Origin of the sequence: Draconibacterium sp. IB214405, assembly GCF_033963885.1 — a bacterium.
Taxonomy (GTDB): Bacteria; Bacteroidota; Bacteroidia; order Bacteroidales; family Prolixibacteraceae; genus Draconibacterium.
In genome coordinates this window covers 87,408-100,893 of record NZ_JAXBMA010000007.1, presented here as the reverse complement: position 1 = coordinate 100,893, position 13,486 = coordinate 87,408, and the positions used below count along the sequence as shown (strand labels likewise).

At 40.1% G+C, this 13,486-nt stretch carries 11 protein-coding genes and 1 tRNA gene; 5 read left to right on the top strand and 7 right to left on the bottom strand.

Annotation, left to right across the window (positions count from 1 at the left end):
- The first annotated feature begins 457 nt into the window (after positions 1-457).
- Both SLH46_RS20785 and SLH46_RS20780 read left to right on the top strand, forming a co-directional pair.
- Positions 458-1,078 (top strand): hypothetical protein, encoded by a 621-nt coding sequence (locus SLH46_RS20785; RefSeq protein ID WP_320283151.1) that lies wholly within the window; start codon positions 458-460, stop codon positions 1,076-1,078.
- A gap of 1 nt (position 1,079) precedes the next feature.
- A complete protein-coding gene (locus tag SLH46_RS20780; RefSeq protein ID WP_320283150.1) occupies positions 1,080-1,505 on the top strand; it encodes a hypothetical protein in 426 nt (141 codons plus the stop codon).
- 154 nt (positions 1,506-1,659) lie between these two features.
- On the opposite strand, the gene SLH46_RS20775 is transcribed toward SLH46_RS20780, so the two are convergent.
- Complete coding sequence (locus SLH46_RS20775; RefSeq protein ID WP_320283149.1) at positions 1,660-3,633, bottom strand: hypothetical protein; 1,974 nt, start codon at positions 3,631-3,633, stop codon at positions 1,660-1,662.
- A complete protein-coding gene (locus SLH46_RS20770; protein ID WP_320283148.1) occupies positions 3,614-4,222 on the bottom strand; it encodes a hypothetical protein in 609 nt (202 codons plus the stop codon). The genes SLH46_RS20775 and SLH46_RS20770 overlap by 20 nt, the downstream gene beginning before the upstream one ends.
- Positions 4,223-4,605: 383 nt before the next feature.
- On the opposite strand from SLH46_RS20770, the gene SLH46_RS20765 reads away from it, so the two are divergent.
- Positions 4,606-5,370, top strand: a complete 765-nt coding sequence (locus SLH46_RS20765; protein ID WP_320283147.1) for a hypothetical protein — start codon at positions 4,606-4,608, stop codon at positions 5,368-5,370.
- 363 nt (positions 5,371-5,733) lie between these two features.
- Here SLH46_RS20765 and SLH46_RS20760 read toward each other — a convergent pair.
- A tRNA-Ile gene (locus tag SLH46_RS20760) sits at positions 5,734-5,807 on the bottom strand.
- A 302-nt stretch (positions 5,808-6,109) separates the two neighbouring features.
- Complete coding sequence (locus SLH46_RS20755) at positions 6,110-7,624, bottom strand: Gfo/Idh/MocA family oxidoreductase (RefSeq protein ID WP_320283146.1); 1,515 nt, start codon at positions 7,622-7,624, stop codon at positions 6,110-6,112.
- Positions 7,625-7,922: 298 nt separating this feature from the next.
- On the opposite strand from SLH46_RS20755, the gene SLH46_RS20750 reads away from it, so the two are divergent.
- Complete coding sequence (locus SLH46_RS20750) at positions 7,923-8,465, top strand: peroxiredoxin (protein WP_320283145.1); 543 nt, start codon at positions 7,923-7,925, stop codon at positions 8,463-8,465.
- A 6-nt stretch (positions 8,466-8,471) separates the two neighbouring features.
- Positions 8,472-8,897, top strand: coding sequence for an OsmC family peroxiredoxin (locus tag SLH46_RS20745; protein WP_320283144.1), 426 nt, complete (start codon positions 8,472-8,474; stop codon positions 8,895-8,897).
- Positions 8,898-9,177: 280 nt separating this feature from the next.
- Here the strand turns inward: SLH46_RS20745 and SLH46_RS20740 are convergent, their stop codons facing one another.
- The 3 genes from SLH46_RS20740 to SLH46_RS20730 all read right to left on the bottom strand — a co-directional run bounded on the left by SLH46_RS20740 (position 9,178) and on the right by SLH46_RS20730 (position 13,417).
- Positions 9,178-9,930, bottom strand: a complete 753-nt coding sequence (locus tag SLH46_RS20740) for a LytR/AlgR family response regulator transcription factor (RefSeq protein WP_320283143.1) — start codon at positions 9,928-9,930, stop codon at positions 9,178-9,180.
- Complete coding sequence (locus SLH46_RS20735; RefSeq protein ID WP_320283142.1) at positions 9,927-10,985, bottom strand: sensor histidine kinase; 1,059 nt, start codon at positions 10,983-10,985, stop codon at positions 9,927-9,929. Before SLH46_RS20735 ends, SLH46_RS20740 begins: the two co-directional genes overlap by 4 nt.
- A 743-nt stretch (positions 10,986-11,728) precedes the next feature.
- Entirely contained in the window at positions 11,729-13,417 is a 1,689-nt protein-coding gene (locus SLH46_RS20730; RefSeq protein WP_320283141.1) for a DEAD/DEAH box helicase, read from the bottom strand.
- Between the last annotated feature and the right edge of the window lie 69 nt (positions 13,418-13,486).

Sequence of the window (13,486 nt, the reverse complement as noted above, 5' to 3'; positions counted from 1 at the left end):
AATGTAAAAAGTATCTCTTAAGTTTATAGAAAAATTTGTCCAATAGGTTCTGACGTTAAACAAAACCTATAGAGGTAGATAAAATATTATTGTGACTGCAATTGTCCGGTACCAGAAAATCCGCCAGATTTAATGAATACACCATGGAAAATAGCAGGACGGTTAACGTATGGGCGTAACCGGCTTGTTGGTGTATGGGCTTCTGGCGGAGCCTCTCTGGTTGACAAGTTTGGTTGCGCCTTCTTGTTTTAACGACATATGCAGAAACCATAACCTGTTTATACCGAATTTAAAATATGCGTTGCTTACCTGAATCAGGAAACCGCCAGTGTAATTATTTACACCCAGGTAGCTTACGTTGAAGCGTGGGCTGTTCGTGCTGATGTTTGGTAAGTTCAGCCCTTCGCTTCTAAAATAAACCCCTTCCGCAGGCTGTAGGAGGACATAAATTTCTTTTATGAAAAATTTATCTTTGGTTTTAAAGTCTCTTTTACTCGCTTTTTTCTTTCTTTTTACTTGCAATTGCCTTATTGCTCAGTCCCTTAAGGGTTTTACTTTAGGTGCGGCTCTTCCTGTTTCCGATAGATATGATTCGAACGAAGATTACTACATTGATGAAAAACAAGTTACTGTATCAGGTGTCGCCGGAAAAATTACATCTAATTATTATCTCGAAAGTATTATGATTGGTGATTCACAAAAGAAAAGTGAATCTAGATATGATTTAGAAAAATTAACGGTAGATGAATATAATGCTAAATGGGGTGTACCTAAGGTGAAATGGATAAGATTTATGCCTGATAATGAATATTTGGGTGTTTCTCGTATGATATCCGGTGTCCCTTATTATTCTGATCCTGCAGATGGTGGTTTTGTTAAAAATGTAATGGATCACTATTCCATTAAACTTAGATTCGATAAAATTAAAAATCATTGGTCTGGGGAGAAGGGTAATATGCGAATTACTTTAGATGCCTGGTCTTTATCTCTTTCAGATATAAAAATTGATGAAGAAATAAAAAGAAGGACTAAAGAATATAGAAGCAATAAAGCACATCTTCACTCTCAAGACTTTTAGCATGAGACTTATTCTTTCCCTTTGTTTGGTGCTAATTTTGAATACCGGTTTTAGTCAACAGCGTACTGGTTTTCTCGTATCCACTTTATATCTTCACGGCGTTGAAGGTAAAGCTCACGGTGATGTTACATTCAGTATGAATTTTTCTGACGCTCGTATTACTGTTAAGGTCGTGCCTGAGGCTAGCAGTATTGTTAGGGATTTTAAATATCTGGATTTGACTTTTAGTTTGAGTGACCTTCAATTAATTTCTGATATCCCCGGTAGCCATAGTTATTTTAAAGGAATTGCTTCGGATGCTGATGGTTTGGCTTACAAATTTACTTGTAAACTGGCTAAGAACGGTAAAAGCACTTTTGAACTTCCCGAGCTGCAACTTAAATTAGTTGGAAGTGAGATATGTAAATTCACAGATAGTATTAATTAGGATATACATAAAGGGCCCGGTTATTTAACGCCGAGCCCTTACTTGGTGCCGCCAACTACAAATCGTTTTTTGACCTTGATTAGTGTCAGCTTGAATTGCAAAATCACCCTATATATAACTTCTTAATGTAAATAATGATGCCACTTTGTTGTGGTCATCCTATTGTCGCTATAGCTTGAGGTAGCATTGTTGGCCTGGTTTTTAGAATAGGTTTCTTTATTAGATATCCTCCTTTCCTAATTCCTGTTAGGTCTTTCTTCTTCTTACTTTCCACTTCAAAGAAGTATGCTATATCAATCGCCTTAACAGGTCTTTCGATGTTTAGTTTGTAATATTCTGGCGCAAGTAACTCAACGATTTTAGTGTTGAAATAGAACTTTCCGGCTTCGAATTTATCGTTCAGACATCCGCGTAGGCTATACAGCTTATCATATTCGACTATTGCGGCTTTTAAATTCTTCTCAGACCGATTACTGGCTGTTTGCATCTTTTCCGCTCCAAGTTTGCTGTAGGCTTTTTTTAGTATCGGCATCTCCTTATCCAGTACTTTTATCAGCTCCCGTTTTAATTCAATGCTTTCCTGGTCTGCTTTTTCGGGATCTGATTCTAATAACTTCTTTGCGGCTATATACTTCTTCGCCAATTCCCGGACATGAGGTTTTCTTACGTAATTCAGCACTACGTTTTCCTCTTCAAAGAAAAAGTCTTGATTTATTGCAATTGCCGTTTGCTCCAAAGCATTATGTACCTTCATCTCTTGACAATAAGTTCCGGTGATGTAATTCTGATAACGCTTGTGTTTAATCGCATCATGGTCCAGTTTTACTTGTATTCCCTCTGCCGTTTCTTGTGATTGAAGTAAGCCGTGATTAAAGTCATCTGAATATCTTTTCCTAAGTACGGTCTTTTCTGCTTCATCTGTACAGCGGTCATAAATTTCAATGCACCTTTCAGCTTCTTCAATGTTAAGGATTACATTTTCCTCCTGTTCCTTTGGACTCGTTCCATAGCTGGAAGTATTGTAGATGAACAGTATGGTGTTCTTAAGCTGATTTTCTGGGGTGCGTATTCTCCCAGCAATTTGTGGTAAACTTACACCCATATCTAGCAGAGTGCTTTTTGATCTGACTACACTTATTACTATAGATAATGCTGATTCTGAATAGAAATCGACTCCTTCAAATGCTTTCGAGGTTACAAAGGTATACTTCTTATTTACATCAGATGCTTTTGCTATTTCAACTTCGTCCGGTTCGATTCCAAAGGCTTCAGCCAATAAGCTACTATTCCGATATTTCTCTGCTACAATTACTTTACACTCTTCTGGCTTCAGCTTTGCTGATTTAATTATGGTCGCAATTTCTTTAACACTATTGAGGAATATTACTAACTCTTCCGCGGCGATCTCTTCATTATTCTCGCTTTGAACCATGATTTTACCATCTATTCTAAAACTCTCAATACAGTTCACGACGGCTTTAATAGGATTGTATTGCTCACTTGTGATTACATTAAGCCTTATTGCACCTGCCCACTCGTATTCCACGTAATTGTAATTCTTGAAGACTTCTGGTGAAAATTCCTCAGGAACTGGTGTTGCTGTAATGAATTGTACATTCTCAAACTCTGGTAACAAGGCGGTCAGGTTTTTAATCGCCTTATCCCGATATGATAGTGCAGTCATCATCATGTGGGCTTCATCTATTGCTAGCACGTATTTTTGTCCTACTTCCTCCTCCTCGACGCGTTTTAACGCTTGGATTAAATACGGAGTACTATCGTAAACCACTATTAATTTGGGAACGTCAATATGTTCCAGGTATTCTAGTATATCTTCATCGGTTACCCCTTTTTTATACCAGAGTACTTTTCCTGCGTGCCGGTCAGAATTGCTTTTACAATCACACAATTCATTGGTGGGACAAGACAGTATCATAGGTTGATAATTCTCCAGGAGCATAGTTGTTGCTCCACATCCAGTCATTCCCTTGACATTTAACGTATTGGGCTCAAACTCGTGTATAAATGCTTCTACATTGCGTTCAGAGTCTTCGTAAAAGTAACGGTATCGTTCCGGGACGAATGTCTTTTTCTTGCTCTTATAATTGCTAGTAATCGGTCCTTCCATTTTTTTTTGTAGTTAAGTCGGTTCTTAAATCTAATTCGTCTGCAGGTTTTGTATCAATCAATTCGAGTTCCCAGCCTTGTAGGTAATTGTGTTGTTCTTGTGCTGTATTTACACTGCAGGGGAGTAGGAGAAAATGATAGACTGTATCCCTGTCTAGTGCTTCCAGCCCATCATGCATGTGGAAGATCATTCCTGCTAACCAGCTGCTTTCAAATATTCCGGTATCTGGTGAAATGCCGACACGTGATATCTTTTCTTCTTCCGGTACGTTTTCGGCTATTTCTGTGAACATCACTTCGCTCCTTATTCTTACAAACCTTTCTCCTGTTTTGCTATTGGTCTCCGCATGAAATTTAGGTTTGTTACCGAAGTCGACCTTGTAATTATCTGCTCCTTCCCCAAAAACCATTTTGATGGCTGTCCTATTGAGGAAGCACCTTGCTTCCAATTTTTCTTTAAAATCGTTTGTTTTTACCTTTGGGTGGATCGTTAGAATAGGTGATTCATGTAGTCGTCTTCTTACAGCCTCTCGATTACTTTCTAAAATACTTTCGCCCATTCCTGGCGCTTGTTCTACTAATCTTCTCATTGTTAAAGATTTTAATTTTGTGACATTATTGTCACTGGCAAAAGTATCCCTGTGCAGATGCCTGTTTTGATTATTTTGAATTCAAAAAATTCATTCCCTTTACTTCTTTTTAGATATGGGTAAATCATTGATTGGCACAAAGAAATTTACGCCCCAATTCCTGTAAAGTGTAAATTGAACTTTATGGATTGAAATTTCGGGTATAAAGCACTTGACAGAAATTCGTTCTTTAAATAAGAAGGTGTTTACATCAATGATGCACGAAATTCTATGCTAAACCTATTCATGTATTTGGGAGATTTAGTTTATCAATATATTTCTTGTTAGCTCAATTTTAGCTATACTTGGATCTCAATAATTTTAACCTAAACAAAGAATGTCTAATGAGTAAAAGAGATAAGTACGGTTGGGGAATTGATTTCCCAGATGGATCAAGGGGGTTTATAAGTTATACTGATTTAAAATTCTTTACAGAGGAATTTGAAGAAGAATTTGTCTTATGCCAACCACATGAATTCCTCAAAATATACAATATGAGTTTACCAGCTTTAATTACAGCCCATTCTAGCTTAATAAAAAACCTTAAGGAACGTATTGAATACCCTAAAGTTGAATTTGGCTCATGTTTTCGTAGAATGTCTAATAGTTCCGAAGAATTGGTGTATAGTCATAAGTTCAAGAATCCGCCAGTTGATGTACTTGATATTAATAAATTCTATATGCCGAAGAAAGAAGTTAGTAGTGGTATGTTTTCACCTAGAATGGAACATTATTATTTGTGTGACGGTGAAATTTATTATCATATGGGGTATGGCTTTGGCCCTCAAGGTAAGTCTTTTATTCAAGTGAAAGGGGAGATAGCATTAAGAGCACTTTGCTTATTCTTTGGAATTAAACAGCCGAACCACATTAAAGGGTATCCTAAAAAACTTAAAGATTCTGAAATTCTGTATGAGCTCACTGAGACGGTGGCAGTTGGACCTCAGCTAAACACAACGCAAGAAATTTTAGGGACCTGGCACTACTTAAATACATTGCTTGAAATTCGTTTACAGGAAGTGAAAAAAGCCGGGGGAACAATGGGGCACAAGGTTGGGTCTTTGAAGGATCAGCAGATAAAACTTAGAGAATTATTTAAAAGTCTGTAAGTTTAAATATTGTTAGTGTCAACAGATTTTGTTGTTCTATCTGGCTTCTTATTTGTTTCGATTTTAATCTTACTTCGAGTAGTTTAAAATCGTATAGGACTGAGCAATGAACTAGGGGCTGACCACCTGATACATAATAACTTTTATATAACTTTAGAGAGCTGCTGAACCCGTTCCGGGAGATTAATTTTACTCTCTAAACTCCTATAAAAGGGTATTATATTCAGGGTGTCTTAGGTTGCTATAGTCTCTCTCTTTGAACTAAGTTTTCTCTAAGTTAAACTATGAAAAGTTGGTACTTTTGTTGGTATGAAATAAAAAAGAGCTACACTTGTGTTTAGTGTAACTCTCTGATTATAAGGGTGGGCCCACCTGGGCTTGAACCAGGGACCCCCTGATTATGAGTCAGGTGCTCTAACCAACTGAGCTATAGGCCCTAAATATCTGAGTATTCAGTATTTCAATTTGTATTCCGTGCTGGTGCTCTAACCAATGCCGAAAAACTCAAAATTTTATTTTGTTAGCTTCTCGAGCATCCTCGATAAACTATGAAATTGAAAATTTCTGGTTTATCGGGACTGAGCTATAGGCCCGGAGTGAAAATGTAATGTTACATACGATTTTCGGGGTGCAAGTTTACAAATTTGGACGAATATACGCAAGCATTTCCCGAAAATTAGACAAACAAAAAGGTGTCCGCTCTTGCAGACACCTTTTGTATATCATTTCTAGCGTGAATTTATGCCGGCATATCAGGTAAACTCCAAGGCTTACGGTAAGTATGCTTGATCAATTCAGCAGCAAATTCTTTTGCAGGAACAGGATCAGTCCACGTTTTGTCGAATGTTGGGTGACCATCGTGAATTTTGAAACCGTCTTTAATAACAGTCTTAATCTCTTCACTGTCGGTAAGGTTGGTGAACTGCATGTTTTCGCCATCCCAATCCAACTCTTTATTCAGCCCTTGTAAACGAACACCAAGAACACCCATTACTACCATTTCGTTGAATGGACCTGCTTCACTAAAGTCAGATGCCGTTTTAACACGGTTTTCAGGACTTTCCTTACATGCACGTACCCAATCCATTTCGTGGCTGGTTTCTACGCGACGACGGAATTTCGGAGCATCAGGCTCGCGACCCGATAATAACCATGGGTTTACACCGTAACATCCGCAAATCAGTTTGTCTTTTGTTCCGTGGAAAATTACACCACCACCCTGATCGTTCGGATTTTTACCATCAGGCCATCCTTCAGGAAGCATTGGTTTAATACCACCGTCGTACCAGTGTACATCAACCTGTGGAAGCGTATTTTTCTTCAAACCTTTCCATGGTTTGTCGGCTTTTGCCTTACGTTCCGGATAAGTTAATTTTACCGACTGAGCTGTAGGAGCACAATCTTGTAAAAGTAAAGTTGAGTTTCCTTGGGTATGAATAGGATATCCTAAATCAAGACCAACAAATACAGGGTGAAGAATATGGCAAGCCATATCGCCAAGTGCACCTGTACCATAATCCCACCAGCCACGCCAGTTCCATGGGTGGTAAACCTGGTTGTAAGGACGCATTTTAGCAGGACCTGTAAACAAATCCCAATCCAATGTTTCAGGAACCCAGTCGCCTCTTTCAGGAGTATTTAAACCCTGAGGCCAGATAGGACGGTCGGTAAATGCTTCAACTTTTGTTACTTCACCAATTTCGCCGTTAGCTAACCATTCCGAGGTAAGGTTTACACCTTCACCCGACGAACCCTGGTTACCCATTGATGTGGCAACCTGGTATTTATCGGCCAGTTTGGTTAAAAGACGCGATTCGTAAACGGTGTGCGTTAATGGTTTTTGCACATAAACGTGTTTACCCAAAGTAATGGCGTGCGATGCAATAATTGCGTGAGTGTGGTCGGCTGTTGCAACAAGAACAGCATCGATATCCTTACTCATCTCATCGTACATTCTACGCCAGTCTTTGTACTTTTTGGCTTTTGGGAATGTGTCGAACACGCCGTTTCCTCCGGTGTATCCCCAGTCAACATCACACAAGGCAACGATGTTTTCAGATTTTAGGTTTTTTAAGTTAGCAAAACCCATACCTCCAACACCAACACCTGCAATGTTGAGTTTGTCACTTGGAGCTTTGTGCCCCAATCCTGCTACAGCATGACGCGGAACTATTGTAAATCCGGCAGCAGCAGCAGCTGTTGTACCAAGAAATGCTCGTCTTGATACTGATGTCATTTTTGATTTTTCCTCCATAACAATATTAGTTTTAATCGGATAGGTATTATTCTATTTTCGAATTTTCATTCAAAAAACTGTTAAATATAGCGATATTAAGTTTCAATTCAACAAAGCATGCTATTAAACAAATGGAAATGGCGAAAGAATTAGGCATAAAAACGAGCCGTTTTTTAAGCGAAACTTTGAATAATATTCAACACCAGCTGTTTACTGATTTTAGGATAGTTTAAATCTATTTGGCTTAAAAAAAATCAATTTGACACGAGCTACATTTCAATCTACATTTGCCTAAAATCAAAAAAAAACGAAAATCATGAAATCAGTAGGAGATAAATTTCCAAAGTTTAAAAAGCAAGCCGTATTGGCCAACAATCAATTCGCAGAAGTAACATCGGAAGATCACAAAAAAGCAGGGAAGTGGATGGTAATCTACTTTTACCCAAAAGACTTTACTTTTGTGTGCCCGACCGAAATCGTGGAGTTCAATAACAACCACGCTAAATTCGAAGAATTGAATGCCGAATTATATGGTGTTTCAACCGATACTGCAGAAGTTCATCTGGCATGGAAAGCAAACGATCCGCGTTTGGCAAATCTTACTTACCCATTAATTGAAGATACTTCTAAGTCATTGTGCAAAAAATTGGGTATCTTACAACCAGGAAGCGTTGCATACCGCGCAACATTTATTGTTGATCCAGAAGGAAGAATCCAGTGGGTAAACTGTAACAACGATGCTACCGGACGTAACGTTACCGAGGTATTAAGAGCTTTGGAAGCTACTCAGAATCCTGGGCTTACCGGTTGTAACTGGCAGCCAGGCGAGGAAACATTAAATACAGTAACTTTAAACTAAAGAATTATGTCAGTAAGAAAAGTAAACTCAGTTTGGAACGGAACTCTTAAAGAGGGAAAAGGAAATATGAACATCACCGGTTACAGCGGGCCGTTTACTTTTGCATCGCGTTTTGAAGATGGAAAAGGAACGAACCCTGAAGAACTGGTAGGTGCAGCACACTCAGGTTGTTACTCAATGTTTTTAGCCGCTTTAATTAGCGGCGAAGGATTAACTCCTGAAAGCGTTGAAACAGAAGCAGCTGTTACTCTTGGTCAGTTGGATGGCGGACCTGCCATTACCAACATCAAGTTAACCAACGTAACAAAATGCGAAGGTTTGTCGCAAGAGAAATTTGCCGAGCTTTCAGTTGCTGCAAAAGCAAAATGCCCGATTTCGCGTTTGTATGCAGGCGGTACTGCCGAAATTGAATTAGACGCAAAATTGGTTTAAGAAGAAAAAGTCATAATTGTATATTGAAAAGGAGTCAGTTTTGGCTCCTTTTTTTATATAAATTATCGAACAGACTGCGTTTTATTACCCATCCTCTTATCCTTCCCTGCTAGCAAGGAAGGACGATTGGTCGGTCTATTTTTGTGCATTCAGATCAATTAATGAGCCATTTGTTGTTTGAAATGGAGGCTGATCGTCTCTCCATTTTAAAAGGGAGAGACAGGAGAGAGGGTAAAGAATCTGCAAATTGCACCAACTTTTATTTTCCTCGATTCTTAATCTACTTATCCATCCATTTTTTAAAACCCGAAACTTTATCACGGCTAACGATAACATCTTCGCCCAGCTCGGCAGCCAGTTTCAGTTTTAATCGGGTAGAGGAGTAGCCAATAATTTCGTTTATACAATTAATGTTTACCAGATAATTTCGGCTTATGCGATAGAATTGATCAGGATCGACCATTTTTTGCAAGTGATCCAACGAAAAGTCGAGGTCGTAAGTTTTGCCTTCCATGGTTTTTATAAATGTGCTGCGCTCCTGCACAAAAAAACAACATATTTTACTCACCTGTATCGACTGAAAACGGTTGCCGATTTTAATAAAAAACCGCGACTTGTAAGTTCTCGATAACTGTTCGATTACTTTTGCCACCTTGTCTTCCAGCAACTGGTGCTGACTATATATCTCTTTATATTTTCCCAGGGCCGAGCGCAAAGCTTCCAGTTCGATGGGTTTTAGGAGGTAATCAACGCTGTTTACTTTAAAGGCACGAATGGCGTACTCATCAAAAGCAGTGGTAAAAATTATCGGGGCTTTAATTTCAAGTTCATCAAAAACTTCGAACGAAAGACCGTCGTCGAGCTGAATATCCATAAAAACCAAATCGGGAGCAGGATGCTCAGCAAACCAGTTCACCGAATCTTCTACCGATTCCAGCACAACAAGTACCTCCGCTTCCGGAGCTATGGTGTGTAATTGCTGCATTAGTTTGTCGGCAGCAAGATGCTCGTCTTCTACAATTACTACCTTCATTTGCTTTGCTCGTTAAGTTTTAAAGGCACTTTCACCACAAATTCATCTTCTGTTTCCTGTATTTCCACATCGCGTTTCAGGATGAGCTTACAACGTTCGTTCAGGTTTTTTAACCCGATTTTCGATGAGGCGGCCAGTTGCATCCGTTGGCGCAGGTCGTTGCGAACAACCAGTTTATCCATTCCTTCAAAATGAATGGTGATCAGCAGCGGATCTTTCCGTGTGGCAGCGTTGTGCTTTATGGCGTTTTCCACCAGCATTTGTAACGAAACGGGGATGATCTTCGCAGTACCTGTTTCCCCGAAATCGATTTTGAGTTCTATTTTTTCGCCGTCGCGAATTTTCTGCAGGTAAAAAAAGTCTTTTACAAATTCCATTTCGTCGGCAAGCGGTACCAGGTCTTTTTCCTGGTTCTCCAGCACATAACGGTACACAGCCGAAAGTTTATGGATAAACTTATCCGACAATTCTGGATTGGAATTTACCAGCGATGACAGCGTATTTAAACTGTTGAACAGGAAATGCGGATTTACCTGCGTTTTCAGCGTCTCGTACTGAAAAATGAGCTTCTCTTCTTTTAGTTTCTGCATACGTTTTACGGTGTCGGCCCATTGTGTGTAGAAAAAGAAAAGAGCACCCAATGCAAAACCAACTCCGGCAGCCGTTAAAAACGACCGAATTTCAGTATTTACCAGGTTGGGGATAAACTCAGAAAATGGTGCTCCTGCCCGCCAAAAATGCCAGGTGAATATCGCCAGAAACAATGCAAAGGCAATAAGCAATACCGTGATGTAAAAGAGAATCAAACGGACAATGGTTTTCTTAATGGCTCCCGGAGCGTCGGGGTCGACCGACTTGAAAAAACGAATACCCAGGTACATGAATAGCTCCAGTTGAATAACGGTTAATAGCAGCATATTCCAAATTCCCGGGTGTAAGATTCGTTGGAAAAGCACCAGGCTAAAAATAATGCATATGGCTACTGCTCCCGCCAGTATAGCCAGATGCTTGAGCACTTGTTTTTTCGTTTGTTTATTTAGTTGAAATTTCGCCATGGTTTTCGTTTATGAAGATAATAAAAAACTGTTTCAGAAAAATACTTTGTAAGGCAACCGATCAATTGCGACCGGCCACCTTTACTCTCAATAATCAGATCAAAAGAAAAATTGTTTTCATGGTTTCGTTTTCGTTGGTTCAAAGATGCAGCAAACACTGTTCATCTGAAAAAAAGAATTGCTGAGTGGGGGATTTTTGGGGACGAGTGGGAGAAATAGTTGTGCACTCCAGTACTGTCATCTCGAACAAATGTGAGAGATCTGTTGCATAGGAGCTAAGAAGTTTTTGCACCGTGGCTTTAGCCCGGTGATTTTTGAATGAATATTAAAAATGGCTTTAGCATTTAAATTTTTCATGTTAACGGCTAAAGCCTTTCCGTTGGGGTGTAAGGGATCACCGCCCTGAAGGACGGTGCAAAAGTTAGTTGCTAAATCAATCTTGTAGTTGGAGTGCTATGTCATCTCGAACGAAGGTGAGAGATCTGTTACTTTATAGCTATGATCTTTCTACCCCTCACCCTGACGGGAGCTCCCCTTAGTAAGGGGAGCCGGTACTGATTATTCTTTCTGCCTAACATTAAAGCCTCTGTCCAGACTTTGCAGATGTTTCCCCTCGCGAGGGGAAATGGCTACAGCCAAAGGTGTAAAGAATATAAGAAAATATAAAAAAATCCGATCTTAAAAAGACCGGATTTCCTATTTCTTAAACTCGTTACTCGCCACTCGCAGCTCGTAACTAGGTTTTATTTTTTCTTATTCGCTATCTCAATATTTACTTTCTGGCCTCTGAAACGGGCATTTTTGAAAGCTTTTGTAATTTCTTTTTCGTAGTTCGAATCGATTTCGAAGAAAGAGAAACCTTTCAGTACTTCAATGCTGCCAATATCGATACTTTTTCCAGGAGTGTTCTGGTTAATCAGATCGATAATTGCACGTTTGTTAACGCCGCTCTTTTTACCCAGGCTAAAGAAGAAACGCGACATATTTCCGTTTCCTCTGCGTCCGCGTCCACGGTCGCCGCGCTCACGGTTTCCTCGGTCACCACGCTCGCGTCCACGTCCTCGATCGCCACGCTCTTTGCGCATCGATTCTTTTTCGCGGGCTTCGTCAACGTTAATATCCTTAGCGTTTTCGTAGTATTCTAAAAAGCGGTTAAACTCTACCGACACAAAGTGTTTGATCAGTTCTTCGCGCTCAAGCCAAGCCAGTTTTTTGTAGATAACCGGCATAAACTCGCCAATCTGCTCGTTGTTTACTTCCACTTTCTCCACGCGATCGATGAGGTTGAAAAGCTGCTTTTCGCAAATTTCTTTTCCCTGAGGAACCGGAACTTTAGTGAATTTTTTACCCACTTTCTTTTCCACATCGCGTAGTTTTCCTTTTTCGCGCATGTGAATCAGCGTAATAGAAACACCCTTTTTCCCAGCACGTCCTGTTCTTCCGCTTCGGTGAATATACACTTCAGGATCGTCGGGAAGGTTATAGTTAATAACGTGGGTCAATTCGTTTACATCCAGTCCGCGAGCAGCCACATCGGTAGCTACTAACATTTGCAGGTGTTTGCTGCGGAAACGCGACATAACGTGGTCGCGCTGTGCCTGTGACAGGTCGCCGTGCAATGCATCGGCATTGTAACCGTCCTGCATCAGTTTGTCGGCTACATCTTTAGTTTCGGCACGTGTACGACAGAAAATAATTCCGTAAATATTCGGGTTAATGTCGGCCACACGTTTTAGTGCGATATAACGGTCTCTGGCATGAACCAGGTAATAATTGTGCTCTACATTTTCGGCAGCAGTGTTCTTTTTGCCCACTGAAATTTCGTGCGGATCGGCCATGTATGTATTAGCAATTCGCACAATCTCTTTCGGCATGGTAGCCGAAAACAGCAAAGTTTGCTTTTCAACCGGCGTATCTTTCAAAATGGCATCAAGGTCGTCCTTAAATCCCATCGAAAGCATTTCATCGGCTTCGTCGAGTACCACCCACTGTATGTCGTGTACTCTTAGTTTGTTACGCTTAATCAGATCGAGCGTACGACCCGGAGTTCCCACCACAATCTGGGCACCACTCTCAAGGGCTTTAATCTGTTGTCTGATGTCGGAACCGCCATATAAAGTGGCAATTTTAGCTCCGTTAATGTTTTTCGAGAAATTCTCGAGGTCTTTTGCAATTTGCAAAGCCAGTTCGCGCGTTGGACTTAAAATTAAGGCCTGCGGTACTTTTACCGAACTGTCGAACTGCTGAACAATGGGTAACCCAAATGCCGCTGTTTTTCCCGTTCCTGTTTGTGCCAAGGCAACCATATCCTGGTCGCTTTCAAGTAAAAACGGAATCGTTTTTTCCTGAACCGGCGTGGGATTCTCAAAACCAAGCTCCTGGATCGCACCAAGGATTTCGGCTTTTAACCCCATTGTTTCAAATAAACTCATATACTATTTTTTAAAGTGGCCGCAAAGGTACTCTTTTTATTTGTAATTCAGGAGTTTATGTTGTCTTGT